This window comes from Sphingomonas pituitosa NBRC 102491 (assembly GCF_001598435.1).
In the GTDB taxonomy this organism is placed as follows: domain Bacteria; phylum Pseudomonadota; class Alphaproteobacteria; order Sphingomonadales; family Sphingomonadaceae; genus Sphingomonas; species Sphingomonas pituitosa.
Genome location: NZ_BCYY01000013.1, coordinates 107,870 through 131,295 on the forward strand (window position 1 = coordinate 107,870; position 23,426 = coordinate 131,295).

At 67.0% G+C, this 23,426-nt stretch carries 25 protein-coding genes and 1 pseudogene; 10 read left to right on the forward strand and 16 right to left on the reverse strand.

The window, feature by feature from the left end:
- Positions 1 to 2: 2 nt before the first annotated feature.
- On the reverse strand, positions 3 to 980 hold the full coding sequence (locus SPI01S_RS21840; RefSeq protein ID WP_084253431.1) for a DUF4917 family protein: 978 nt from the start codon (positions 978 to 980) through the stop codon (positions 3 to 5).
- Between the two features lie 168 nt (positions 981 to 1,148).
- Between SPI01S_RS21840 and SPI01S_RS12105 the strand changes: the two are divergent.
- Positions 1,149 to 1,642, forward strand: a pseudogene (locus SPI01S_RS12105) (nucleoside deaminase).
- Between the two features lie 7 nt (positions 1,643 to 1,649).
- Here the strand turns inward: SPI01S_RS12105 and SPI01S_RS12110 are convergent.
- The 9 genes from SPI01S_RS12110 to flgC all read right to left on the reverse strand — a co-directional run bounded on the left by SPI01S_RS12110 (position 1,650) and on the right by flgC (position 8,807).
- On the reverse strand, positions 1,650 to 1,967 hold the full coding sequence (locus SPI01S_RS12110; RefSeq protein ID WP_066722636.1) for a DUF3325 family protein: 318 nt from the start codon (positions 1,965 to 1,967) through the stop codon (positions 1,650 to 1,652).
- Complete coding sequence (locus SPI01S_RS12115; protein WP_157084664.1) at positions 1,964 to 3,457, reverse strand: PepSY-associated TM helix domain-containing protein; 1,494 nt, start codon at positions 3,455 to 3,457, stop codon at positions 1,964 to 1,966. Before SPI01S_RS12115 ends, SPI01S_RS12110 begins: the two co-directional genes overlap by 4 nt.
- Entirely contained in the window at positions 3,454 to 3,753 is a 300-nt protein-coding gene (locus SPI01S_RS12120; RefSeq protein WP_066722495.1) for a ketohydroxyglutarate aldolase, read from the reverse strand. The genes SPI01S_RS12115 and SPI01S_RS12120 overlap by 4 nt, the downstream gene beginning before the upstream one ends.
- 8 nt (positions 3,754 to 3,761) lie before the next feature.
- Positions 3,762 to 5,852: a TonB-dependent siderophore receptor gene (locus tag SPI01S_RS12125; RefSeq protein ID WP_066722497.1), complete on the reverse strand. Its 2,091-nt coding sequence runs from the start codon at positions 5,850 to 5,852 to the stop codon at positions 3,762 to 3,764.
- Between the two features lie 101 nt (positions 5,853 to 5,953).
- Entirely contained in the window at positions 5,954 to 7,027 is a 1,074-nt protein-coding gene (gene flhB / locus SPI01S_RS12130) for a flagellar biosynthesis protein FlhB (RefSeq protein ID WP_066722499.1), read from the reverse strand.
- Positions 7,027 to 7,785 (reverse strand): flagellar biosynthetic protein FliR, encoded by a 759-nt coding sequence (gene fliR, locus SPI01S_RS12135; protein ID WP_066722500.1) that lies wholly within the window; start codon positions 7,783 to 7,785, stop codon positions 7,027 to 7,029. Before fliR ends, flhB begins: the two co-directional genes overlap by 1 nt.
- The gene (locus SPI01S_RS12140) at positions 7,782 to 8,045 is read right to left on the reverse strand and encodes a flagellar biosynthetic protein FliQ (RefSeq protein ID WP_066722503.1); all 264 of its coding nucleotides are present in this window, start codon (positions 8,043 to 8,045) and stop codon (positions 7,782 to 7,784) included. The genes fliR and SPI01S_RS12140 overlap by 4 nt, the downstream gene beginning before the upstream one ends.
- Positions 8,046 to 8,063: 18 nt before the next feature.
- Positions 8,064 to 8,387, reverse strand: a complete 324-nt coding sequence (gene fliE, locus SPI01S_RS12145; RefSeq protein WP_066722505.1) for a flagellar hook-basal body complex protein FliE — start codon at positions 8,385 to 8,387, stop codon at positions 8,064 to 8,066.
- A gap of 12 nt (positions 8,388 to 8,399) precedes the next feature.
- Positions 8,400 to 8,807, reverse strand: coding sequence for a flagellar basal body rod protein FlgC (flgC, locus tag SPI01S_RS12150; protein WP_066722507.1), 408 nt, complete (start codon positions 8,805 to 8,807; stop codon positions 8,400 to 8,402).
- A gap of 116 nt (positions 8,808 to 8,923) precedes the next feature.
- Between flgC and SPI01S_RS12155 the strand changes: the two genes are divergently transcribed.
- The 3 genes from SPI01S_RS12155 to fliP are packed head-to-tail and all read left to right on the forward strand — an operon-like array spanning position 8,924 to position 10,576.
- Complete coding sequence (locus SPI01S_RS12155) at positions 8,924 to 9,160, forward strand: FliM/FliN family flagellar motor switch protein (protein WP_066722509.1); 237 nt, start codon at positions 8,924 to 8,926, stop codon at positions 9,158 to 9,160.
- Positions 9,160 to 9,828: a flagellar biosynthetic protein FliO gene (locus SPI01S_RS21845; RefSeq protein WP_084253432.1), complete on the forward strand. Its 669-nt coding sequence runs from the start codon at positions 9,160 to 9,162 to the stop codon at positions 9,826 to 9,828. The genes SPI01S_RS12155 and SPI01S_RS21845 overlap by 1 nt, the downstream gene beginning before the upstream one ends.
- On the forward strand, positions 9,821 to 10,576 hold the full coding sequence (fliP, locus tag SPI01S_RS12165; protein WP_066722512.1) for a flagellar type III secretion system pore protein FliP: 756 nt from the start codon (positions 9,821 to 9,823) through the stop codon (positions 10,574 to 10,576). Before SPI01S_RS21845 ends, fliP begins: the two co-directional genes overlap by 8 nt.
- 201 nt (positions 10,577 to 10,777) lie before the next feature.
- Here fliP and trpS read toward each other — a convergent pair whose 3' ends face one another.
- The 3 genes from trpS to secB all read right to left on the reverse strand — a co-directional run bounded on the left by trpS (position 10,778) and on the right by secB (position 14,088).
- Positions 10,778 to 11,782: a tryptophan--tRNA ligase gene (gene trpS / locus SPI01S_RS12170; RefSeq protein ID WP_066722515.1), complete on the reverse strand. Its 1,005-nt coding sequence runs from the start codon at positions 11,780 to 11,782 to the stop codon at positions 10,778 to 10,780.
- 137 nt (positions 11,783 to 11,919) lie between these two features.
- Complete coding sequence (gene murJ / locus SPI01S_RS12175; RefSeq protein ID WP_066722518.1) at positions 11,920 to 13,488, reverse strand: murein biosynthesis integral membrane protein MurJ; 1,569 nt, start codon at positions 13,486 to 13,488, stop codon at positions 11,920 to 11,922.
- Positions 13,489 to 13,584: 96 nt separating this feature from the next.
- Complete coding sequence (gene secB / locus SPI01S_RS12180; protein ID WP_066722520.1) at positions 13,585 to 14,088, reverse strand: protein-export chaperone SecB; 504 nt, start codon at positions 14,086 to 14,088, stop codon at positions 13,585 to 13,587.
- A gap of 162 nt (positions 14,089 to 14,250) precedes the next feature.
- Between secB and SPI01S_RS12185 the strand changes: the two genes are divergently transcribed.
- The 4 genes from SPI01S_RS12185 (at position 14,251) to SPI01S_RS12200 (ending at position 18,611) form a co-directional block, all read left to right on the forward strand.
- Entirely contained in the window at positions 14,251 to 14,895 is a 645-nt protein-coding gene (locus SPI01S_RS12185) for a Tim44/TimA family putative adaptor protein (RefSeq protein WP_157084665.1), read from the forward strand.
- 8 nt (positions 14,896 to 14,903) lie between these two features.
- Complete coding sequence (gene mltA, locus SPI01S_RS12190; protein WP_066722522.1) at positions 14,904 to 16,238, forward strand: murein transglycosylase A; 1,335 nt, start codon at positions 14,904 to 14,906, stop codon at positions 16,236 to 16,238.
- Complete coding sequence (locus tag SPI01S_RS12195) at positions 16,235 to 16,846, forward strand: Smr/MutS family protein (RefSeq protein WP_066722524.1); 612 nt, start codon at positions 16,235 to 16,237, stop codon at positions 16,844 to 16,846. The genes mltA and SPI01S_RS12195 overlap by 4 nt, the downstream gene beginning before the upstream one ends.
- A 94-nt stretch (positions 16,847 to 16,940) precedes the next feature.
- Positions 16,941 to 18,611: a putative bifunctional diguanylate cyclase/phosphodiesterase gene (locus SPI01S_RS12200; protein WP_066722529.1), complete on the forward strand. Its 1,671-nt coding sequence runs from the start codon at positions 16,941 to 16,943 to the stop codon at positions 18,609 to 18,611.
- A 4-nt stretch (positions 18,612 to 18,615) separates the two neighbouring features.
- Here the strand turns inward: SPI01S_RS12200 and dapE are convergent, their stop codons facing one another.
- Positions 18,616 to 19,758, reverse strand: a complete 1,143-nt coding sequence (dapE, locus tag SPI01S_RS12205; protein WP_066722532.1) for a succinyl-diaminopimelate desuccinylase — start codon at positions 19,756 to 19,758, stop codon at positions 18,616 to 18,618.
- Here dapE and SPI01S_RS12210 point away from each other — a divergent pair.
- Positions 19,758 to 20,219, forward strand: coding sequence for a cupin domain-containing protein (locus SPI01S_RS12210; protein ID WP_174539100.1), 462 nt, complete (start codon positions 19,758 to 19,760; stop codon positions 20,217 to 20,219). The two genes, dapE and SPI01S_RS12210, sit on opposite strands and share 1 nt — an antisense overlap.
- Positions 20,220 to 20,348: 129 nt before the next feature.
- On the opposite strand, the gene SPI01S_RS12215 is transcribed toward SPI01S_RS12210, so the two are convergent.
- Positions 20,349 to 21,011 (reverse strand): glutathione S-transferase family protein, encoded by a 663-nt coding sequence (locus SPI01S_RS12215; protein WP_066722536.1) that lies wholly within the window; start codon positions 21,009 to 21,011, stop codon positions 20,349 to 20,351.
- 134 nt (positions 21,012 to 21,145) lie between these two features.
- Between SPI01S_RS12215 and SPI01S_RS12220 the strand changes: the two genes are divergently transcribed.
- Complete coding sequence (locus SPI01S_RS12220; RefSeq protein ID WP_066722538.1) at positions 21,146 to 23,101, forward strand: alpha/beta hydrolase family protein; 1,956 nt, start codon at positions 21,146 to 21,148, stop codon at positions 23,099 to 23,101.
- On the opposite strand, the gene SPI01S_RS12225 is transcribed toward SPI01S_RS12220, so the two are convergent.
- A complete protein-coding gene (locus tag SPI01S_RS12225; protein ID WP_066722540.1) occupies positions 23,098 to 23,424 on the reverse strand; it encodes a gamma-glutamylcyclotransferase family protein in 327 nt (108 codons plus the stop codon). The two genes, SPI01S_RS12220 and SPI01S_RS12225, sit on opposite strands and share 4 nt — an antisense overlap.
- Between the last annotated feature and the right edge of the window lie 2 nt (positions 23,425 to 23,426).

Below are 23,426 nucleotides of genomic sequence, written 5' to 3' on the forward strand. Positions count from 1 at the left end.
GATCAATGACCCCATACGTCGGCACTTTCGCTATCATAAAAGTAATATGCCACCGGGGACTTCCATAGTGCCTTATATTTTGCGAATTGTGCGGTAAATTTGTTGATTGTTTCCGTGTCCGGGCGGTATATTCCAAAATATATCTTGCTAATTTTGGAATTGAACACGGCTTTGTAGATATGTTCGTCGTTTTCGTCAGCGCTGTGACCGAAGACGAACAGTGTGCGCGCGTTTGATGAAAGTTTCTCGTAGCAATACCGTAGGTATGCAACTGAGTTTATCTTTTGCATCTTTTGCGTGGAGCTACCTTCGGCGACACACACCGGCATCGAATGCTCCTCGTTGATGATATCGGTCACCGCGTTGATGACGCTCTTGCCGTTTCTGCCGTCCTTAACTGCCTTGTGCATGTTGCCCGCTTGATCTTCGAAAAGATGGAGGCCGCCATGCAGGTTGTAGAGCGCGCAGTGTGCCTTTTCGTTGAATGGACCGAACAGGAGGCCCTGCTTCTTACCAAAGCCGAACCCATCTGGTAGAACTCTTCTCTCAAGATTGCCTAAGTAGAGTAGCAGGTCGTAGTTCAGGGAGAAGACCGCTTCAAAATTGTGGAGGAATGTAGCGCAATGATCATATTGCGAGGCCAACTCCTCGCGCCGCGTGGGGTGCGTTGTGACAATGGCTTGCACTAACGCCGTCCGGACGTCTTGGGCATGCTCGCGCAGTTCGGCAGCGCGTTCGTCATGCCCATAGGCACTTTCGACGATTATTGCTTCTTCCAGTGCACGAACGACCTTCTCGAAGTCGACAGTGTCGAGCGCTGAAAACAGCTTGCGGAGAGGAGTGCCCAGCTCAAGCTTCGACGCTTCGAGAAGTGTCGCATATTGAAAGTGGCGCGCTGAGAAACCGTTGCCGAGCAGCAAAGCGCGAGGTTCACCGGCAGTTTCGGCAACAGCGGTTGCAAAGTCAATGATATCGCTCATGTAACTATTTTAGTACACAAGCCGGATAGCAGGCGACGTGGGCATTTTTTTTAAGCGTAGCCGGTTATCGCCAGCTTCCCTCTGCGCTCGCGTGTCGCCCCCTTCCCATTGGTGTTGCGGGGCTAAACTTGGCTCCGCGCGTTCTGCCCCCGGCCTGGGAGAATGCGCATGGCGAACGAGGACGACGAACAGTGGATGCGGAGGGCGATCGAGGTCGCGCGGTCGAAGGGTTCCGATCCCGCCAGCTCGCCGCTCGGCTGCGTGATCGTGCGCGACGGCAAGGTGATCGCCGCCGAGCGCAACCAGACTCATGAACTGCCCGACGCCACCGCGCATGCCGAGATGATGGCGATCCGCCGCGCCTGCGAAAGCACCGGCGAACTCGAGCTGCGCGGCGCGACCCTCTATTCACGCTGCAGCCCTGCGGGATGTGCACCATGGCCTCGATCTGGTCGAAGGTCGGCCGCGTGGTGTTCGGGGCGGGGCGCGACGACGTGCATGCGATGTATTTCGAGGCCAGGCACGTCGATACGCTCGGCTTCATCGCCGACGCCTATCGCGAGGACATCGTCATCGAAGGCGGCTGCCTCGCCGCCGAATGCGCGACCCTCTATTATGCTCCGGATGCCGACCTGCCCGTGGAGGAGCAGGCGAACCTCTGATCGCGCGTCAGCGGAGCAGCCCGGCCGCCAGCGTGAGCAGGCCTGCCGCCGCGGTGCCGCGGGCAATGCGGACGTCATAGGTCAGTCCCAGCAGCACCAGCGCAGCCGCAAGCGGCAACAGGCCGAGCCAGGTGACCAGGCCGCGCGGCCAATCCGGCGCGAGGAGCGTGGCGGCGAAGGCAGCGAGCAGCAGCACCCAGCCGGCGGCTTGCAGCCGTTGCGGCGGGAGGCGCGACTGCCAGCCTCCCAGCAGCAAGGGCGCGTGGCGGGGCATCGCCGCAGCCAGCGCGAAGAAGCCGATTAGGGTGAGGCCGGCGGCGATCATGCCGGCTGGGTCCCGGCGCGGCGGCGTAGCGCGGGCGCCGGGCGGCGCCATTGTTTCCACGCCAGCCAGCCCGTGCCCACAGCGGCGGCGAGCAGCACCGCGCTGACTCCGGTCTGCACGCGATCGGCGAACGCGCCGCCCGGCATTGCCGCCGCGGCGCATCCCAGCGCCAGGATCGTCATCAGCAGCGGCCAGCTGCGCTTCGGCGGGAGGACCGCGCCGAGCACCAGTGCCACGACGGCCGTCCACAGCGCCGCCGAGACTTCGGCACCGGCACGATCGATCGCGCCCAGCGGCAGAAGGCGGTTGGCTAGCAGGAAGGCGACGCAGCCGATCGGCACGCCGGCGAGAACGCCCGCATTGAGCCGCTCGACGATGCGGTTGCCCAGGCTGAGCGGGGCGCGTTCTCGGCGCTTGACCACCCACAGCACCATGCCGCTTGCCACCGCCAGGCTCAGCATCGCCCCGCACAGGAAATAGAGCCAGCGCGTCGCCAGCGGCGCGAAGCGGGCCAAATGGAGGCCATAGGCGACGCCATAGGTGCGGAGCGCCGGCCGGTTCTCGGTGAAATCTGCGAGGACGCGGCCGCTGGTTCCGTCGAAGCTGACCGCGCCGGCCGCATAGGCGATCTGGCGGGCATCGTCGCGGAACATCGTCACCGTCGCGGCGGCGTCGCCGGGGTGCGCGATCGTCACGCGCCCGACCGGTTGACCGCCGAAGCGACGCTCGGCTTCGCGCAGCATCGGTGCCAGCGGCGCGAGGGGCGCGGGTCTGCCGGCGGCGGGCCGGTCGACCTGCCCCGGCTGCAACGCCTGGAACATCGCGGCCATGTCGTTCCCGTAATTGGCGCTGATTGCCCAGGGCATGTTGAGCGTGGCCAGCGTCAGCAGCCCGGTGAAGCTGATCATGATATGGAAGGGCAGGGCGAGCACGCCCAGCGCATTGTGCCCGTCGAGCCAGGAGCGCTGCCCCTTGGCGGGGCGGAAGGTGAAGAAGTCCTTGAAGATGCGGCGATGCGCGATGATGCCCGTGATCAGCCCGAGCAGCAGCACCATCGCCGCGAGCGAGGCGAGCAGGCGGCCCCAGGGAAAGGGCAGCTGGAGCTCGAAGTGGAGCCGGTAGAAGAATTCGCCGCCCAGCGTCTCGCGCGGGGCGGGCGCGCCGGTCACCGGATCGAGCGCGCGGTAGACGAAGCCTGTGCCCGGATCATAGGTCGCCTCGACTGTGTTCATTCGCTCGTTGGGCAGGGTGAGGTACCAGCCGAACGAGTTGGGCGCGTTCCTGCCGAGCCAGCCGCTCGAAGCGGTGAGCGCGGCGGCGCGGTCGGCGGTGGCGGTAGTCTCTGGTCGCATCCAGCGGCCGATCTCGGGCTTGAACACGCTGAGCGTGCCGCCCAGGCACATCACGAACAGCATCCAGCCGAGCAGCAGCCCGCTCCAGCCGTGCAGCCACGCCATCACCTGGCGGGCGCCGTCGCGTACCGCGCTCATCGCGTCGGCATTCCGGCAACCCAGGCGATGCCCGCGAGCAGCGCGGCGGCGGCGAGGATTCCGCCCAGCGCGCGCAGCGGACCGGGGGCGAGGAATGCCCAGATCGTCGCAACGGGCGCGACGAGAAAGGCGAGCATCGTCGCCGGGATGACGGCGTCGAGCCGGGGGAGGGGCAGGGTGCGCGCCGCCGCGGCCGCGAAGCACGCGGCGACGAGATAGGCGCCGAGGCTGCCGGCCACCGCGCGCACCGCGATGTTCGCCCGATAGCCCCAGCCGCGGCGGAGATGCGCGCCCATTCCGCGCCTCAGTAGCTGAAGCTGATGCTGCCCAGCACGCTGCGCGGCGGGGCGTAAAAGGCCTGGCCCCACATGATGCTGCCCAGATAGGTGCTGTCGGTGACGTTGCGCACGTTGATCGCGGCGCGGACGTGATCGACGATGCGAATGCTGCCCATCAGGTCGAGCACGGCATAGTCGCCCTGCGTCACGCTGAAGTCCGGGCTGCGGATGGCGTTCTGCCAGCGCAGCTGGGCGCCGAGCTTGAGGTCACGCAGGTCGGGCACGGCATAGGTCGTGGCGAGCTTCAGGCTCTTGGTCGGGATGAACACACGGGCGGCCTTGCCGGCATCGTCCTCGATCTCGAGGCCGGTATAGCCGCCGCTGATCGTCCAGTTGTCCGTCACCTTGCCGGCCAGCTCGATCTCGAAGCCGCGCGAGGTGGTGTCGACGCCCGTATAATAGGTCGCGCCCAGCTGGCCCGGATCGCCCGCCTGGAACTGGCCGGCGGCGGCCGCCAGATTGTTCTGCCGGGCGCGGAACAGCGAGGCGGTGGCGTAGAGCCGGCCGCCGAACCATTCGGTCTTGAAACCGCCCTCGATGCTGGTGCCGGTCACCGGATCGAGCCGGCGGCCGCGCGAATCCACTTCGATCTGCGGATTGAAGATGTCGGTATAGCTTGCGTAGAACGAGACGTTCGGCGTCAGGTCATAGGTGAGGCCGGCATAGGGGCTGACGCGGCTGTTCTTGCGATACTGGTCCGCGCCGTAAGAAATGCCGCTGGACTTCAGCCAAGTCGCGCTGCCCCCGACCACCGCCTTCAGCCGCTCGGTCACGTTGAGATGCGCAGCGCCATAGGCGCGGGTCACGTCCGTGCGGCTGTCGGCCTGGAGCGTGATCGGGCCGGTGCCCGGATCGGCGATCACTGCGCTGGCGAGATTCGGCACCGCCGGATAGCCGACGAGGCTGTTGCCGTTGCCTTCCCACTGGCGGTTGTCGAGCCGGCCGGTCGAGACGCCGAACGCCAGCTGGTGCTCGCGGCCGAACAGGTGGAGCGGGCCCGAGGCGGTGAGGTCGCCGAGATATTGATCGGTCTCGGACGGGTAGCGGCCGACCTGCCCCTGGATGCCGAGGCCGGTCGCCTTGTCCGGCGCACCGAAGGCATAGAGCAGCTTCGCCTGCTGCTTGTTGTTGACGTAGGTGAACACGCCCTTGGCCTCCCAGCCCTTGCCCAGATCATAGGCGAGTTCGCCGAAGGCGCGCTGGTCGGTCGTGTCCCAGTAGGTCCAGGGAGCGGACGTGGTAGCCGAGCGGGGATAGGGGATGCGGCTGCCGTCGGTGTAGGTGAGGGGTAGCGCCCCCCACAGCACGCCGTCGGCATCATTGTCCTGGCGGCTGTAGCCGATCGTGGCGGTGAGCTGCGGCGTAACCTTCCAGTCGGCGATCAGGCCGTACACGTTGCGATTGACGTGGTTGTAGTCGAGATAGCTGTCGCGGCTCTCATGCGCATAGATCCCGCGCACCGCCACGGTGTCGGTAACGGGCACCGACACATCGGCTTCGCCGCGCCAGCGGTTCCACGAGCCGGCCTGCACGCTGGCGCGCGCCTGCAGCGTCTCGGTCGGGCGCTTGCGGACAAAGTTGATCGTGGCGGACGGATTGCCCACGCCGGTCATCAGCGCGTTCGCGCCGCGGATCGCCTCCACCCGGTCGAACAGCGCGGTGTCGAGGTCGCCATACTGGATTCCATAGGGCATCGGCAGGCCGATGCCGTCGACCTGGAAGTTGGTGATGTCGAAGCCGCGCGAGTTGTAATAGGTCCGGTCGCTCTCGACGCGCTCGACATTGATGCCGACGGTCTGGTCGAGCAGGTCGTTGATGTTGGTGAGCTGGAAATCCTGGATCCGCGCCTGGTCGATCGTCGTGATCGACTGCGGCGTCTCGCGCGGGCTGAGCGTGAGGCCCGTTGCGCTGCGCGAGGGCTGGGTGGCAATGCCCGTCACGATGATCTGGTTCTGCTGGTCGTTGCCATCGGCGGTACCGTCAGGCCCGGCGAACGCGGTGCCGGGCAGCGCAAGCAGCGCGGAAGTGAGCAGAACGGTACGTAGCGACAGGAGCATGATCCAGCTTTTCCCTTTGGGTCTCGTTGTATGAGCGCGCCTTTAGGGAAACTGAATATTGCGAGTCAATCGCATTATCATATGCCGACGTGGATTCCGCCTCAGCGCAGGCCGCGCGCGATCCGCAGCACGTAGCTGATCACCTCCGCCACGGCGGCATAATGTTCGACCGGAATCGGCTCGTCGAGCTCGGCACTGGCGTAGAGCGCGCGGGCGAGGGGGCGGTTCTCGACCAGCGGAATGTTGTGTTCCGTGGCGATCTCACGGATCTTGAGCGCCAATGTGTCGACGCCCTTTGCCACGACCACCGGCGCTCCCATGCTGCCATGGTCGTATTGTAGCGCGATGGCGTAGTGCGTCGGGTTGGTGATGACGACGCTGGCCTTGGGGACGTTGGACATCATCCGGCTGCGCGAACGCTGCATCTGCATGCTGCGGATCTTGCCCTTGATCTTGGGATCGCCCTCGCTCTGCTTGTACTCGTCCTTCACTTCCTTAAGGCTCATCCGCATCCGCTTCATGAACGAGCGGCGCTGCCAGACGAAGTCGAACAGCGCGAGCGCGCCGACCAGCGTCGCGATCGGGCGGAGCATGGCGTGGACGATGTCGCTCGCCGCGCTGCCGGTATCGACCAGGTCGGCGCCGACCAGCCGGTCGATCGTCGCGGCGTGCGGCCAGGCGACCGCCGCGGCGATGCCGCCGACCAGGCAGAGCTTGGCGAAGGTCTTGAAGAACTCCACCATCGCCTGCTTCCCGAACAGGCGCTTGGCGCCGTTCATCGGGTTCAGCTTGTTCCACTTCGGCTTGACGCGCGACCAGTTGATCATCGGCCTGCCCTGGAGCACGCCGCCGAGGATCGCGAAGCCGAATAGTGCAGCGAGGATCGGCGCCAGCGCGGTGCCGACCGCGCCGAACAGTCCGGTGACGAAATTTTGCGCGCCGGTCGGCTCCATCCGGAAATCGTCCGCGCCGCCCCACAGGCGGACGAACAGGTTGCCGAACTGCTGCACCGTGTAGGTGCCGAGGCCGCCCATCACCACCAGCGCCGCGACGAACATCGCGGCGTGGCGCATTTCCGGCGCCATCGGCACGTCGCCGCGTTTTCGCGCGTCCTCGAGCTTCTTGTCGGTAGGTTCCTGGGTCTTGTCGTCCGAATCGTCGCCGCCGCCCGCCATCACCAGCCCTTTTGCAGCACGTCACCCATGGTGTGGGTGAACACGGTGAGCATGGTACCGATGGTGGTGACCATCAGCGCGAGGCCGAGCAGCAGGTTCAGCGGCTGGGCGATGAAGAAGACCTGGATCGCCGGGGCGACGCGGGCGGCGAGGCCGAGCGCGACGTTGAACACGATGCCATAGACGAGGAAGGGCGCCGCGAGGCTGATGCCCAGCGTCATCGAGCGGCCGATCGCCTCCACGGCCAACTCGGCGAAATCGTGCATCGGCGGCATCCCGCCGATCGGGAAGGTCTGGTAGCTGTGGACGATCGCGCCGAGCCACAGATGGTGGACCTGCATCCCCATGCACATCAGCGCGGCGACCAGGCCGACCAGCTTCGACAGGATCGGCGCCTGGCCGGACTGGGAGGGATCGAAGATCACCGCCGACGAGAGGCCGATCTGGAGGCTCATCAGCGAACCCGCCATCGAGATCGAGAAGAACAGGATCTTGACGATCATGCCCATCGCGAGCCCGGTGATCAGCTCGGTCACCAGGATCGCCGGGAGCACCGCGCCGGCGTGGACCGCGGCGCGGGCCGGCTCGCCGATCAGGCCGTAGAGCGCGAACGACATGGCGAAGGACAGGAACAGCCGGATGCGGCCCGGAATCGCATCTTCGCCGAAGACGGGGAGCAGCATCAGCACCGCCCCGACCCGCGCGAAGACGATGAAGAAGGCCGAGGCCTGCAGCGCGAGATCCGGGGGGACGATCATCCGTGGATGATCATGTCGCTGATCTTGGCCATGAACTGGCCAAGGGCCTGGCCGATCGTGGGCAGCATCAGCAGGAACACCAGCCCCATCGCGACCAGCTTGGGCACGAAGGTGAGGGTGGTTTCCTGGATCTGGGTAAGGGCCTGGAGCAGGCCGACGAACACGCCGACGATCAGCGACGTCAGCAGCAGCGGCCCGACAACGGTGAGAATCAGCATCAGTGCGGACTCGGTAAGGCTGATCAGCTGCGCGGGCGTCATGATCCTGGCGTGCCTTCGTCAGATCTGCATGCGCATGATGTCGGTATAGGCGCCGACCACGCGGTCGCGCACCGCCACCATGGTGTCGAGCGCGGTCTCGGCGGCGCCGATCGCAGTGACGACATCGATCAGATCGCCCTTGCCGGCGACCTGCTTGGCCGAGGCGGCCTCCGCGGTGCGCAGCTTGTCGGCGGTGCCGCCCACCAGGTTCTCGACCATCGCGCCGAAGCCCGAGTTCTGGTCGCCGCCGATTTCACTGCCGCCGGCAGCCTTGCCGAGCGTGTTTCCGATGGACGCGACCCGGCCATACGCCTTGGTGGCGTCCAATGCTCCGATGGACATGATCCGAATTCCTTACTTGAGCAGATCGATGGTGCGCATCGTCAGGCTCTTGGCTGCCTCGATGGCGTTGAGATTGGCTTCGTAGCTGCGCTGCGCCGCCTTCATGTCGGCGGATTCGATCAGCCCGTTGACGTTGGGACGCATGACATAGCCCTGCGCGTCCGCCGCCGGGTGGCCCGGCTGATAGACCTTCACGAAGTCCGACTGGTCGTTCTGGATCGACTTCACCTTCACGCCGGTGGCGCCGCTGGCGCGGTCGACTGCCGCCTGGAAGCTGATCACCTTGCGGCGATACGGGTTGCCGCCCGGGGTGTCCGCGACCGAATCCTGGTTCGCGAGATTTTCCGCGATCGTCCGCATCCGCAGCGACTGTGCGCGCAGACCCGAGGCGGAAACGCCCAGCGAAGCATCCAAATCCATTGTTGATCCTCCACGGCCTGGAAAACGGCCCACGCCATCATTGTAGGCAAATTTTGCCGGGCAGGGCGTCGGGGGCGGAAAAAAGGTTCCTATAAGTCAGGGGGAAAGGGAGACGCATGTCCGTACTCGATGGAATCATGATCGAAATGTCGGTGGTGCTCGGTTCGACCGAAGTGCCGGTCCGGCAGATCCTGCAGATGAGCCGCGGGGCGATGATCCCGCTGGACTGCGGGCAGGACGATCCGAGCATGGTCTATGTCAACGGCGAGCTGGTCGCGCTGGGGCGCATCCTTGTCGATGGCGAAGTGATGTCGCTCGAAATCTCTGAACTCGTAAAGAAGCAGCGCCACTGATGGATCTCTTGTCGATGCTGCGCACGATGGGCGCGCTGGGCTTGGTACTGGGGATGCTGGCGACTGCCCTGTGGGTGGTGCGCCGCTATGACCTGAAGCTGCCGGGCCGCGTGACCGGTGGCGGGCGCAAGCGCGTCGAACTGGTCGAGCGGCTGGCGGTGGACGCCAAGCGTTCGGTCGCGCTGATCCGCCGTGACGGGTGCGAGCACCTGATCTTCATCGGCCCCGAAGGCCATGCGACGATCGAAACCGGCATCACCCCGCCGCCGCAGCCGGTGGTGGAAGCGGCGCCTGCCGCCGAGACACCCGCGAAGATCGAGGACGATCTCGCCGCGCTGAAGGCCGGCGTGGCCAAGCTCGCCGGCAAGCTCGACTTCAAGGCGATGGTGGATCGCGTGCGCCCCGATTGCGCGCCGCAGCCGGAAGTCATGCCCGAAGCACCGGCGGCAGACGCCGCTGTCGTGGCGATCGAGGCGGCGCCCAGCGTCCCGCTGGCGGCGAACGACGCCGAGCCCGCCACCGACGCCAGCGACATTGCCCAGGCTGCCGCCGAGTCCGCGCCGCGCACCCGCGCCCGCAAGTCGCAGGCCGCTCCCACCCGCACCCGCGTCCCGCGCGACACCACGCGGTGGAACAAGCGCGCGGTGCGTGAGGCGCTGAATGCGTAAACTACTTGCCGCGGCCGCACTGCTGATCGTGCTGCCGGTCGCGGCGCACGCCCAGGCTGTTGCGCCCGCCGCGCAGGCGGCGGCCCAGGGCGCGACCATCAGCATCGGCGGCGAGGGACCGCTCTCGGCCAAGGCCATTCAGCTGGTGCTGATGCTGACCGTGCTCAGCCTGGCCCCGGGCCTGCTGATGACGGTGACCAGCTTCACCCGCATGGTGGTGGCGCTGTCGCTGCTGCGCACCGGCATCGGTACGCCGGGCGTGCCGCCGAACCCGGTGATCATCAGCCTGGCGCTGTTCCTGAGCTTCTTCGTGATGGCGCCGACTTTCGAGAAGGCGTGGAACGAGGGGGTCGATCCCTATACCAAGGGCAAGCTGACCGAAGTCGCCGCGTTCGAGAAGACGACCGAACCCTTTCGCCAGTTCATGCTGGGCCAGGTGCGCGACAGCGATCTCAAGCTGTTCGCCGACCTCGCCAACAAGAAGATCGCGACGCGCGCGGAGACGCCGCTGACGACGCTGGCCCCGGCCTTCATGATCTCCGAACTGCGCCGCGCGTTCGAGATCGGCTTCCTGCTGCTACTGCCGTTCCTGGTGATCGACCTGGCGGTATCGGCGGTGCTGATGGCGATGGGCATGATGATGCTGCCGCCGCCGACAATCGCGCTGCCGATGAAGATCATCTTCTTCGTGCTGGTCGATGGCTGGGCGCTGGTCGCCGGCTCGCTGGTGAAGAGCTTCACGCATTAAGCTTCTTCCGCCCGCAGGAGGGAGAGCACAGGGCAATCGCAACCTGATCGTCGATACCGGGCTTCTTCCTGAACTACCGTCATCCCGGCGAAAGCCGGTATCCATTCGCCTCTAGCTCTCAGCAAGAGCCGATGCGCAGGCGGCAATGGATTCCGGCTTTCGCCGTAATGACGGTCGATAGGCTTGTCGCTAGAAGCGTCGTTAAACCTGCAGCCCCACCGCCTGCTGCGCCGCCTTCAGCGTCGGCGCCGCCAGCGCACTGGCCCGTTCCGCGCCCTTGGCGAGCTTGGCGCCCACTTCCGCACGGTCGTCCAGCAGCGCGGTCAGCCGCTCGCGGATGGGACCGAGCACCGAGATGGTCAGGTCCGCCAGCGCCGGCTTGAACGCGCCGAAGCCTTGCCCCGCATATTCCTCGACCACGGCCTGCGGATCGCGGTCCGCCAGCGCGGCGAAGATCGTCACCAGGTTGCGGGCTTCGGGCCGTTCGGCGAGCGCGTCGAACGAGTCCGGCAACGGCTCGGGGTCGGTCTTGGCCTTGCGGCACTTGGCGGCGATGGTGTCGTTGTCGTCGATCAGGTTGATGCGGCTCAGGTCCGAGGGATCGGACTTGGACATCTTCGCATTGCCGTCGCGCAAGCTCATGATGCGCGGCGCGGCCTTGCTGATCAGCGGCTCCGGCAGCGGGAACAGTTCCACGCCGAAGTCCTGGTTGAACTTGGTGGCGATGTCGCGCGTGAGCTCCAGATGCTGCTTCTGGTCCTCGCCGACGGGCACGTGGGTAGCCTGATAGACGAGAATATCGGCAGCCTGGAGAACCGGATAGGTGAAAAGGCCGACGCTGGCGCCGTCGCGGTTCTTGCCGGCCTTGTCCTTCCACTGCGTCATGCGGTTCAGCCAGCCCATCCGCGCGGTGCCCTGGAGGATCCAGCACAATTCGGCATGGGCGGGGACGCGCGCCTGGTTGAACAGGATCGAGCGATCGTCGATGCCGGCGGCGAACAGCGTCGCGGCCATCTCGATCGTGGAATTGGCGAGCTCGGCGGGGGTGATGCTGCCGGTGAGGGCGTGGAGATCGGCGAGGAAGAACAGGCACTCGCCGCCATTTTCTTCCAGGGAGTCCTGCATCGCGACCCACTGCTTGATGGCGCCCAGATAATTGCCGAGGTGAAGGTTGCCGGTGGTCTGGATGCCAGAGACGACGCGCATGGGATATTCACTCCGCACCCGGTTGACCGTTCGGCCGTTGGACGGGCCGCGGGTCCGTGGCGGCGGGGGTGCAACGGCCGCGCGAATTGCCAGGACGCGGGCGCTCTAGAGCAGCTTGGGCCGGAGGGGAACCGGCCTCAGCGCGCCGCGCGGCGACGAACCAGCGCCTTGATGTCCGAGAGTAGGAAGGCGCGGGTGGCGAAGCAGGCCGCGACGTAGATCGCGCAACCGGCGCCGACCAGGATCACGAGACCGGTATAGCGTTCCCAAAGCCGCCCGTTGAGCCACGGATCAAGCAGGCTGCTGCCTCCCCATAGCGCCACCCCCATCAGGATCGCGGCCAGCGCCAGGCGCGGCAGGCGGCGGGCGAGCTGTGCGTCCACGGTGAAGTGGCCGCGCTTGCGCAGGGTGAGGTACAGCATCGTCACGTTGACGGTGGAGGACAATGCGGTGGCGAGCGGCGGACCCAGGTGCGCGATCAGCGGGATGAGCGCGAGGTTTGCTGCGATGTTGACGCCTACCGAGATCATCGCGAACCGAACCGGCGTGCGCGTATCCTGGCGGGCATAGAAGCCGGGGGTGAGTACCTTGACGAGGATGTAGGAGGGCAGCCCGATCGAGAAGCCGGCCAGCGCCCAGGCGCACTTCACCGTGTCCTCCGGGGTGAAGTGGCCATATTGGAACAGTCCCCGCACGATCGGCTCGGCTGCGACGATCAGCGCGACCATCGCCGGCAGGGTGAGGAACAGCGCCAGCTCCATGCCGCGGTTCTGTGTCTCCATCGCCTCGGCTTCCTTGCCGGCGCCGAGCAGTCGCGAGATGGTGGGGAGCAGGATGGTGCCCAGGCCGATGCCGATCATCCCCAGCGGCAGCTGGTTCAGGCGGTCGGCATAATAGATGTAGGAGATCGACCCCTCGCCGAGCAGCTTGCCCGACAGCGAGGTGGAGATGACGAGGTTCAGCTGCACCGCGCCGGCGCCGACGGCAGCGGGCAGGATCAGCTTCATCAACCGGCGGACGTCGTCGTCGATCCGGGGCAGGCGGGGGCGCAGCGACACGCCGGAGGCGCGGCACGCCAGCGCCAGCCAGCCGAGCTGGAGCAGGCCGCCCAGCGGCACCGTGATCGCCTGCACGCGCGCGGTCTCTTCCGGCGTGCCGTGGAAGAAGAACAGCCCGGTCACCATCGCGATGTTGAGCAGGATCGGCGCGGCGGCGTTGACCCAGAACTTGTCGAGCGAGTTGAGAACGCCGCCCAGCAGCGAGGCGAGGCAGATCAGCATCAGATAGGGGATGGTGATCCGCGACAGCTGCACCGCGAAGGCGAACTGCTCCGCCGTCGGGTGTTGCTTCTCGAAGCCCCAAGAAAGGGCAAAGGTCAGCTGCCAGGCCGCGGCGAGCGCCACCAGCGTCAGCGCCAGCAGGATCACGAACAGCACGGACAGGGTGCGCTCGGCGAAATCATAGGCGGCGCCGCGCTCGCCGTTCACGCCCAGCTTCTGGTTGAACATCGGGATGAATGCCGATGCGAAGGCCCCTTCCGCGAAAAAGGCGCGGAACATGTTGGGCAGGCGAAAGGCGACGAGAAAGGCGTCCGACGCGAAGTTCGCGCCGACATAGCGCGCCTGGAGCGAGTCGCGGACCAGCGCGAGGACGCGACTGGCGAGCGTGAGGCCACCGACGGAACCGAGGCTGCGCACAAGCTTCATCGAGAGATCGCCGTTCTGGAAAGAAAAGGGAGCCTGGAAAGAAAAGGGGGCGCCACCGACTCGCGGCGCGCCCCCCTGTTCAGGCTGATGCCCGGATCAGGCGTGGCCGGCTTCTTCGAAGCCGATCGCGCCTTCCTGCTGGGCACGCTGCTGCATGTAGATGCCGGCGAAGTCGATCGGCTCCAGCATCAGCGGCGGGAAGCCGCCGTCGCGGACCTGGTCGGCCAGCACGCGGCGGGCGAACGGGAACAGGATGCGCGGCGCTTCGCCGAGCAGGAACGGATCGAGCGCTTCCTGCGGGATGTTGCGGAGCGCGAACAGGCCCGCATAGGTGAGATCGACGATGAAGGCGACCTGCTCGCCGGCCTGGGCGCGGACTTCGATCTTCAGCGCGACTTCGTACACGTCCTCGCCGACCTTGTTCGAGCCGATGTTGAACTGGACGTCGATCGCGGGGGCGGTCTGCTGCTGGTAGATGGCCGGTGCGTTCGGGTTCTCGAACGACAGGTCCTTCACATATTGCGAAAGAACGCCCGCCTGGGGCGCTTCATCGGCGCCATTGGCATCGCCGATGCCAGCGAAGGTGTCGTTCTCGGCCATCCAACTTTCCTCTTTAGATCAGGAGATTTTCGCGCGTTCGGCGCGTTACGGGCCAAGCGACTAGCAGGCGTGTGCCGGTGGTGCAATCGCACGGCCCATCGTACGGTTTGAATCCCGCGGCACGAAGGCCTATGTACTAGAGACGGAGGCTTTGGAGGGCCAGTGTTCTACGTCATTCTGTTCGCGATGGTGGCCGGTTTCCTGGCGCTTCGGCTGTATGCGGTACTCGGCAAGCGTACCGGGCATGAGCAGCCTTTGCCCAAACCCGCCGAGGAGCGCGTCGCCGCGCCGCCCGTAACGCGGACGATCGAGGCGCTGCCCGAGGTCCGCGACTCGGGAAATCGTACGATCGATCTGGGGGCCGAAAGCGGCCTGCGTTCCGTCGTGTCCGCCGATCCGAGCTTCGACGTCGCCAAGTTCCTGGAAGGCGCCAAGTCCGCCTATCGCATGGTGCTCGAGGCTTTCTGGAAGGGCGACGAGGATACGCTGCGCTTCCTGGTCGATGACGAGGTGCGTGCCGCATTCGAGCAGGCCATCGCCGACCGCAAGGTGACCGGCGAAGTCCTCGACAATCGGCTGGTCTCGATCGAACGCGCGACGATCGCCGAGGCGGGCGTCGAGGGCAAGGTTGCCCGCGTGACCGTGCGCTTCGATGCCGACATCGTCGCGCTGACCCGCGATGCCGAGGGCAATGTCATCGCTGGCTCGTTGAGCGATGCTGTGACCACGCACGACGTGTGGACCTTCGCCCGCAAGCTGCGCAGCGATGATCCGAACTGGAAGCTGGTCGAGACCGACGAAGCCTGAGGGGCGACATGCGGATATTCGGGGGATTGGCGCTCGCGGGGCTGCTCGGCGCATGTTCGAGCGGCATCGTTCCCCCGGAGGCGGGCACGCGGCCCGCACCGACGCGCCCGGCGCCGAGCCGGGCCGAGCCTGCTGCGGAGCTGCCGCGGCCGGGCGCCGCGCTTCCCGAAACGCCTGCCAATCTGCCCGCCCGCCAGCCGACCGCCGCGACGCCGCTGCCCGCCATGCCTGCTGCGCCCGTGCTTGCCGGCGCAACGACGGCGGCGACTGCCGGGATCGTTGCGGGTCCCGCGATCGAGACATTGCCGATCACGCCAGAAAATGCCCGGCGCGCGCTCGCCGCGTTCAAGCTGAGCTGCCCCGGGCTGATACGACGCAGCGATGCGTCGGGCCTCACCAGCGGTGCGGACTGGACCAACGCGTGCGCTGCGGCGGCGAGCTGGTCGGGGGACGCCGCCGCCTTCTTCGCGATGTGGTTCGAGACGGTGCAGGTCGGGAACGGTGCCGCCTTCGCCACCGGCTATTACGAGCCGGAGATCGCCGGGGTGCGCGAGCGGCGCCCGGGCTATGACGTGCCCGTCTACGGCATGCCGGACAATCTGATCGAGGTCGATCTTGGTCTCTTCTCCGATTCGCTCAAGGGCAAGCGGATCCGCGGGCGCGTCGATGGCCGCCAGTTCATACCCTATTACGACCGCACCCAGATCGAGCAGGGCGCGCTGGAGGGCCATGCGCCGGTGGTCGCCTGGGCCGCCGATCCGATCGAGATGTTCTTCCTGCAGGTGCAGGGCTCGGGCCGGCTGAAGGGGCCGGACGGGAAGGTGCTGCGCATCGGCTATGCCGGGCAGAACGGCCGCGACTATACCGGCATCGGCAAGCTGATGAAGGATCGCGGGCTGCTCGGCCCCGGCCAGACCTCGATGCAGGGAATCGTCGCCTGGCTGCGCGCGCATCCGGAAGAGGGCCGCGCGATCATGCGCGAGAACAAGAGCTTCGTCTTCTTCAAGGAGCTGAACGGCGCCGGCCCGCTGGGCGCGATGGGCTATCCCGTCGCCGGCTGGACCAGCGTTGCCGCCGATCCGAAGTTCATGCCGCTGGGCGCGCCGCTATTCCTGTCGATGGACCGCGCCGACGCGAGCGGCTTGTGGGTGGCGCAGGACACCGGCGGCGCGATCAAGGGCGCGAACCGGGTGGATACCTTCTGGGGCGCCGGCGATGATGCGCGTGCGATTGCGGGCGGCATGTCGGCACGCGGCACGGCCTGGCTGCTGCTTCCGAAGGGCACGCTTGCCCGACTCAGCGCGGCCAAGGGGCCGGTGACGCCGGCGATCCCCCAGCCATGAGCGGGCGCGGGCGCCGCAATCTGGCGCCCGAGGAAGCGGCGCTGTGGCAGAAGGTGATTCAGAGCGTCACGCCGCTGCACGTCCGTGCCGCCCCCCGGAAGTTGCCGCCGGAACCCGCCACCTTGCCGGCCGCTGCGCCGGTCGCGAAACCGGCGCCGCTCGCCCGGCCGATCGAGATCCCGACCGGCAAGCTGGTACCGACGCGGCCGGCCCGACCGGCGATCACGCTTTCCACGCCGATGCCGGACACGCACGAGCGCCGGACACTCGATGCAGGATGGGATCGACGCCTCTCGCGCGGGCTGGTCGCCCCGGGGAGCGCGATCGACCTGCATGGCCATAACCTCCATGCCGCTTATGATCGGCTGGACGCGGGGCTGGGCCACGCCATCGCGCGAGGCGACCGGGTGCTGCTGCTGATCACCGGCAAGCCGCCGCGGCCTGAATCCGAACGACCGCACGCGCGCGGCGCGATTCGTGCGGCGGTGGGCGACTGGCTGGCCGCATCGCGCCACGCAGATCGCATCGCGGCGGTGCGCCAGGCACATCCGCGCCACGGCGGCGCGGGTGCCTTGTATATCGTGCTGCGGCGTCCACGCGCTTCGTAGAAGACCTGAATTTCTTAACTAATACGTGCGAAGGGTATCGCTGCGCCATTTATTGTCGGCGCCGCACGGGGATGGTTTGGAGCGTCGATCGGCAATGCGCTGGGGGGAGCGAGGATTTGGGAGAGGCATAGCGGGCGCTGCTGCGCTCGCGGCCTGTCTGCTCATCGGGAGCGCGCTCGCCGCCGGCGTGGCACTCCAGGTGCTCGAAGTCGCGCTGCTGCTGGCGCTGCCGCTTGTAATCCTTGCCGTTCTGGCAGCGTGGGGACTGCTGCAGCCCCGCCGCGACGCTGCGCTGACCGCTGCTGTCGACCGTCTCCATGCCGCCGCCCTGGGCGACCTGGAAAGTCCACTTCCCTTGGCGCTGGTCCGCGGCACACCGCGGCTTGCCGAGTCGATCGACGAGTTGTTCCTCAAGCTGCGCGGCAATCTGGAGAGCGTACACCGGCTCGCCATGTTCGACACGGTGACCGGCCTCGCCAACCGCCCGCATTTCCGCCGCAGCGCGGAGCGGATGCTGGAAGATGCCGCCGAAGACTCGCGTGCCGTACTGTTCTTCATCGACCTCGACCGGTTCAAGGCCGTCAACGATACGCTTGGCCATGCCGTGGGCGACGTGCTGCTGGGCATGGTCGCGAATCGCCTGCGCTCGGTCGGCGATCAGTGCGCGGCATTCAATCATGGCGAGACGCCCCTGATCGGCCGCCTCGCCGGCGACGAGTTCACCCTGTTCTTCGCCGACCTGCCCGATCCGCAGGCGCGCGATCGGGTGGGGCAGAAGGTGCTGGAGGCACTCTCCGAACCCTTTGATCTCGCGGGGCAGCAGGTGTCGATCGGCGCCTCGGTGGGGCTGGCGCTGCACCCCGATCACGGGGTGACCCTGCACGAGCTGATGGGTGCGGCCGATGCCGCCATGTACCAGGCCAAGACCCAGGGCCGCGGCCGCGTCGAGACGTTCAGTGACGGCCTGGCGGCCCAGATGATCGCCCGCGCACGGCTGGAGACCGAACTCCGCGCCGCCATCGAGCATGACGAATTCGCGCTCGTCTTCCAGCCCCAGGTCTCCGCGAGCACGGGCACCATCGTCGGCGCGGAAGCGCTGCTCCGCTGGCAGCACCCGGACGGCACCAAGCTGCCGGCGTCCTTCCTGCCGCGCGCCGAGGAGACAGGGCTGATCGTCGAGATCGGCGACTGGGTCGTCGCTACCGTTGCGAACACGATCGCGCGCTGGGCGCGGCTGGGGATCGAGCAGCGGCTGGCCGTGAATGTCAGCCAGCGCCAGATCGATCATGCCAGCTTCTTCCGCCACCTTCGCGCGGCGATGCTCGCCGCGCAGGCGCCTGCGCGGTTGCTGGAGCTGGAAATCAGCGAGACGCTGGCGATGCACTGTTCCGAGGACGTGCTGCGCGCGATCGCCATGCTGCGTTCGGCGGGGGCGACCGTCGCGGTTGACGATTTCGGCACCGGCTACTCGAATCTCGCGCGGCTGCGGCGCCTGCCGATCGACCGGGTCAAGCTCGACCGCAGCCTGATCGAGCATGTCGCGACCCATCCGGAAGGGCGCGCCGTCGCCCAGGCCGTGATCGGCCTGATCCACGGCATCGGCTGCGAAGCGGTGGCCGAGGGCATCGAGAGCGAGGCGCAGGCAGCCGTGCTGCGCGTGATCGGCTGCGATGTGCTGCAGGGCTACGCGATCGGCGCGCCGATGGGCGAGGCGGACTTCCTCGCCTGGGCGCGCGACATGGCGCCGCGCCGCGCCACCGCCTGAGCGGTCAAACCCGCCGCAGGATCTCCGCATAGACGCTGGTCAGCGCGCGCAGGTCGTCCAGCGCGACGGCTTCGTCGAGCTTGTGCATCGTTGCGTTGAGCAGGCCGAATTCCACCACGGGGCAGATGCGCGAGAGGAAGCGGGCATCGGAGGTGCCGCCGGTGGTCGACAGCTCGGCCTCCACCCCCAGCACGTCGCGGATCGCGCCGCTCACCAGTTCCGAAAGCGGCCCGGGTTCGGTGAGGAAGGCCTCGCCATAGACGCGGCCGTTCACCTCGGCATGCGGCGCGTGGACGGCGACGATGTCGCGGATGCGTTGGATCAGGTCGGGCCCGCGCTGCTCGTCGTTGAAGCGGATGCTGATGCGCGCGGCGGCGCGGCCGGGGATGACATTGGTCGCCTTGTTGCCCACGGCGAGGTCGATCACCTCGATGTTCGACGGCTGGAACCAGGCATTGCCCTGGTCGAGTTCGATTGCATCGATTTCGGCAAGCGCGCGTACGAGCCGGGGGACGGGATTGTCGGCGAGGTGGGGGTAGGCGACATGGCCCTGACGCCCGATCACGGCGATATCGATCACCGTGGAGCCACGCCGGCCGATCTTGATCGTGTCGCCCAGGCGGTGCGCGGAGGTGGGCTCGCCCACCACGCAGCAATCGGGGACGAGGCCGCGTTCGGCCATTCGCTCGATCAGCTTGGGCGTGCCGAACGTGGCCGGGCCTTCTTCGTCGCCGGTGATGATCAGGCTGGTGGTGCCGCGTTCGGGCACCTGCGCGGCAGCGGCGACAAAGGCGGCGATCGCCCCCTTCATGTCGACCGCGCCGCGACCGTAGAGCAGGTCGCCGCGGATCTCGGGAGCGAAGGCGCCGCTGGTCCAGCCCTCGCCCGGCGGCACGACGTCGAGATGGCCGGCAAAGGCGAAGTGCGGCCCGCCAGACCCACGCACGGCGAGCAGGTTCTCCACCGGGCCATCGGGCGCTTCGCCCTCGACGAAACGCTCGACGTGGAAACCGAGGGGGAGGAGTGCGTCCTCGAGCACGTCGAACACGCTGCCGCGCGCAGGCGTGACGCTTTCGGCGCCGATCAGGGCCTTGGTGAGTTCGACGACGTCCGGCACATTAGTCTCCACACATGAGGGAGGCGACATTGCCCAAGCTGGACCTGGATACAATCCCGCAGACCAACGCCACCGGCTATCCGGCGCCGTATGACGCGCCGGTGGCGGGGCGCTGGTACCGCCGCCTGGCACCGCCGAGCGGGCTGACCGCGATGGGGGTAAGCCATGTCGTGCTGAAGCCGGGCGCATGGTCGTCGCAGCGGCACTGGCACGACAGCGAGGACGAGTTCGTCGTGATGCTGGCCGGCGAGGCGGTGCTGGTGGAGGAGGGCGGCGAGACGCTGCTGCGTGCGGGCGACTGCGCGGCATTCCCGGCAGGCGTGGCGGACGGGCACCATCTGCAGAACCGATCCGAGGCGGATGCCGTGTTCCTCGCGATCGGCGCGGGGCCGCGCGGGAGCGGCGAATATCCCGACATCGACATGGTGTTCACGTCCGAGGGGTATTTCCGCAAGGACGGGACGCGGTACGAGACCGAGCGGGTGAAGTAGGGAACATATCCCAAGCCCCTTCCCTTCAGGGGAGGGGTGGGGCTGTGTCTCACCGAGACCAAGCTGCATTCTGGAATCCCTCCACACCCAAACCCCTCCTCCAAGGAGGAGGGGCTCAAGAATGCGCGCTCACGCCACCGGCAGCTCGTACTTCTCGATCACCCATTTCTCTTCCTGGGCGCCGGCGATCCAGTCCTGCATGAACGGATGCTGGAGCACCGCGAGCATGTAGCTCTGGGCGAACCGCGGCACGGGGAGCGAATAGGTGACGATCCGCGTCACCACGGGGGCGAACATGATGTCGGCTGCGCCGAACGCGCCGAACAGGAACGGCTCCTCGCTGCCGTAGCGGGCGCGCGCCTGGGCCCAGAGCTCCATGATCCGCGCGAGATCGGCCTGCACGTCGGCATCGACCTGCGCGGCCGGGTAGACCTGGCGCACGTTCATGCTGTGCTTGCTGCGCAGCGCCGTGAAGCTGGAGTGCATCTCCGCCGCCATCGATCGCGCCATTGCGCGTGCGGCGGGATCCTGGGGCCAGAACAGCGTGTTGCCGGTCTTGTCGTTGAGATACTCGACGATCGCCAGGCTGTCCCACACGACGGCATCGTCGTCCCAAAGGATCGGCACCTTGCCGGAGGAGGGGGCGAACTCGGCACCCTGGCGGCGCTTGTCCCAGTCCTGATCGTACATCGGCACGACCGTCTCCTCGAAGGAAAGGCCCGAGAGCTTGCAGGCGAGCCAGCCGCGCAGCGACCAGGAGGAATAGGCCTTGTTGCCGATGATGAGCTTCATGACATCCCGGATAGCGGTGCCCGGGGAGGACGGCAACCGGTCGAGCCGCCCGGCGTCAAAGGCCATTGCGCATGTTTCGGAATGTTTCCACGCTGCCGCGGCGGCAGGGGGCCGCGAATCGGGGACGGAACGACATGCGGAAGAAGTGGAGCCTGTGCGCAGCGGTGGCGCTCGCGGCGATGGGCGGGGCGTGCGGGGCGGCTGGTGCGCAGGAGCAGGCGGCGGGAACGGCAAGGCCGGCGCCCGCAAGGGTGGACACCGCGGTGTTCGCCGAATTGCCGACGCTCACGGATCCCAAGATCTCCCCCGACGGCAAGCGCGTGGCCGCGCAGCTGGCGGTGCAGGGCAAGCAATATTTCGCGCTGGTGGCGCTGGACGGCAACGCGAAGCCACTATTGATCGGCACCGGCGAGGCGGACCTCAACGAATGGCACTGGGTCAATGACGGCTGGCTGGTGATCACCATCGGCAAGACGACGCCGGTCGACGGCGACGAATGGTATATCAAGCGCGCCTTCGGGGTGAATGCCGCCACCGGCAAGATGGTGCTGCTCAACAGCGCGGAAACCGGCCAGGACGGCGGCACGTTGCTGTGGACCGCGCATGACGGCACGCCGCGCGTGCTGCTGGCCGCGCAGACTTCGATCTACACCAACGAGGCGGGCTTCTGGCCGAAGGTGGATGAGGTCGACGTCTCGACCGGCCGGCACAAGACCTTGCTGACCGGCCGCGAGGGGGTGTTGAACTGGTATGCGGACGGCGCCGGCGTGGTGCGGATGGGCATCGGCAGGAGCATGGACGGCCGCCAGCGGCGCCTGTTGTACCGCCCAGGCATCCGCGCGGATTTCCGCACCATCGATCGCGCCAAGGGGCTGCACGATGGGCTGCTGGTGCCGTCGCTGTTCCTGCCGGACCCCGGCAAGGCGCTGGTGGTGCAGGACGACGACAAGGGTCTCTCCGCGCTGTGGGAGTTCGACCTGGCGACGATGCAGACCGGCAAGCAGGTCTTCGCCTCTCCCGGCTACGACATCAGCGGTCCGGTGGTCGATCCCGTCACCTCGACGCTGCTCGGGGTGGAGGTGACCGAGAATCGTGCCACCACCCACTGGATCGATCCGGCGATGGAGGCGCTGCAGAAGAAGCTGAGCGGCATGGTCCAGGCCGCGCAGGTGGAGATCAGCAGCTTCACCGCCGATCGCTCGGTGGTGATCATCAAGGTCGGCGATGCGACTGCGCCGGGGGGCTATTTCGTCTATCGCGCCGCGGACGAAACGCTCCAGCCGCTGGCGATGAACAACCAGACGCTGAAGCTGCGCCGTCTCCACCCGGTGAAGACGATCCGCTACAAGGCGCGCGACGGATTGGAGATCGCCGCCATCCTCACGCTGCCGCGGGGCAGCAACGGCAAGAACCTGCCGCTGATCCTCATGCCGCACGGCGGCCCTGCCGCGCGCGACGAGGAGGAATGGGACTGGTGGTCGCAGTTCCTCGCCGATCGCGGCTATGCGGTGATCAAGCCAAATTACCGCGGCTCCACCGGCTATGGCACGCCCTTCACCCGCAAGGGCGAGGGCCAATGGGGCCTGGCGATGCAGGACGATCTGAACGATGCGGTGAAGACGATGGTCGACCAAGGCATCGCCGATCCCAAGCGAGTGTGCGTCGTCGGCGGCTCCTATGGCGGCTATGCGGCGCTGCGGGCCGCGCAGCGCGACGGCAAGCTGTTCCGCTGCGCAGTATCGTTCGCCGGCGTTTCCGATCTGCAGCGGCTGCTTGCCTATGATGCGAATGCGCTGGGGCACGAGGCCTCGGCCGACTGGCTCAAGGCCCAAGCGCCGGATTTCAAGGCGATATCGCCGCTGTTCCACCCGGAGGATTTCTCGATCCCGGTGCTGATCGTGCACGGCAAGAAGGATCGCCGCGTTCCGTTCAAGCAGAGCAAGCTGATGGCCGAACGCTTGACCGCGGCAGGGAAGACGTTCGAATTCATCGAACAGCCGGAGGGCGACCATTTCTTCACGCGCCAGGAGGATCGGCTGAGCTTCCTCCAGGCGTTGGAGGCCTTTCTGGCGAAGTACAACCCGGCCTAGGCCCTCACATAAACCCAGGCGCGGGTGCCCGAAGCGAGGGCTACCCGCACCCGGACATAATTCTCGTGTTCATAGACGTCCGCGGCTTCCAGCTCCTCCGGCGTCAGCTGGAAGACCTTGCCCGCGATCGGCGGGCCGTCGCCGGGGACGAGCGCGCGGTGCGTGTCGATTCCGCTCGCGTCAAGCACCGCGGGGTCGCGGATCTGGATTTCGGTGACGACATAGCCGTGGAGCACGTCGTCGGTGCCGTCGAGCAGCCGGCCGAACTGGCGCAACTGCACGTGGTCGAGCTGGAGCGTGCCGTAGGAGAAGAGCGCCTCCACGG

Bases quoted from the DNA above. Each gene is read 5' to 3' on its own strand.
- SPI01S_RS21840 (WP_084253431.1), bottom strand. From the start codon at position 980: ATGAGCGATATCATTGACTTTGCAACCGCTGTTGCCGAAACTGCCGGT.
- SPI01S_RS12110 (WP_066722636.1), bottom strand. From the start codon at position 1,967: ATGATCGCCGCCGGCCTCACCCTAATCGGCTTCTTCGCGCTGGCTGCG.
- SPI01S_RS12115 (WP_157084664.1), bottom strand. From the start codon at position 3,457: ATGAGCGCGGTACGCGACGGCGCCCGCCAGGTGATGGCGTGGCTGCAC.
- SPI01S_RS12120 (WP_066722495.1), bottom strand. From the start codon at position 3,753: ATGGGCGCGCATCTCCGCCGCGGCTGGGGCTATCGGGCGAACATCGCG.
- SPI01S_RS12125 (WP_066722497.1), bottom strand. From the start codon at position 5,852: ATGCTCCTGTCGCTACGTACCGTTCTGCTCACTTCCGCGCTGCTTGCG.
- flhB (WP_066722499.1), bottom strand. From the start codon at position 7,027: ATGGCGGGCGGCGGCGACGATTCGGACGACAAGACCCAGGAACCTACC.
- fliR (WP_066722500.1), bottom strand. From the start codon at position 7,785: ATGATCGTCCCCCCGGATCTCGCGCTGCAGGCCTCGGCCTTCTTCATC.
- SPI01S_RS12140 (WP_066722503.1), bottom strand. From the start codon at position 8,045: ATGACGCCCGCGCAGCTGATCAGCCTTACCGAGTCCGCACTGATGCTG.
- fliE (WP_066722505.1), bottom strand. From the start codon at position 8,387: ATGTCCATCGGAGCATTGGACGCCACCAAGGCGTATGGCCGGGTCGCG.
- flgC (WP_066722507.1), bottom strand. From the start codon at position 8,807: ATGGATTTGGATGCTTCGCTGGGCGTTTCCGCCTCGGGTCTGCGCGCA.
- SPI01S_RS12155 (WP_066722509.1), top strand. From the start codon at position 8,924: ATGTCCGTACTCGATGGAATCATGATCGAAATGTCGGTGGTGCTCGGT.
- SPI01S_RS21845 (WP_084253432.1), top strand. From the start codon at position 9,160: ATGGATCTCTTGTCGATGCTGCGCACGATGGGCGCGCTGGGCTTGGTA.
- fliP (WP_066722512.1), top strand. From the start codon at position 9,821: ATGCGTAAACTACTTGCCGCGGCCGCACTGCTGATCGTGCTGCCGGTC.
- trpS (WP_066722515.1), bottom strand. From the start codon at position 11,782: ATGCGCGTCGTCTCTGGCATCCAGACCACCGGCAACCTTCACCTCGGC.
- murJ (WP_066722518.1), bottom strand. From the start codon at position 13,488: ATGAAGCTTGTGCGCAGCCTCGGTTCCGTCGGTGGCCTCACGCTCGCC.
- secB (WP_066722520.1), bottom strand. From the start codon at position 14,088: ATGGCCGAGAACGACACCTTCGCTGGCATCGGCGATGCCAATGGCGCC.
- mltA (WP_066722522.1), top strand. From the start codon at position 14,904: ATGCGGATATTCGGGGGATTGGCGCTCGCGGGGCTGCTCGGCGCATGT.
- SPI01S_RS12195 (WP_066722524.1), top strand. From the start codon at position 16,235: ATGAGCGGGCGCGGGCGCCGCAATCTGGCGCCCGAGGAAGCGGCGCTG.
- SPI01S_RS12200 (WP_066722529.1), top strand. From the start codon at position 16,941: ATGCGCTGGGGGGAGCGAGGATTTGGGAGAGGCATAGCGGGCGCTGCT.
- dapE (WP_066722532.1), bottom strand. From the start codon at position 19,758: ATGTCGCCTCCCTCATGTGTGGAGACTAATGTGCCGGACGTCGTCGAA.
- SPI01S_RS12215 (WP_066722536.1), bottom strand. From the start codon at position 21,011: ATGAAGCTCATCATCGGCAACAAGGCCTATTCCTCCTGGTCGCTGCGC.
- SPI01S_RS12220 (WP_066722538.1), top strand. From the start codon at position 21,146: ATGCGGAAGAAGTGGAGCCTGTGCGCAGCGGTGGCGCTCGCGGCGATG.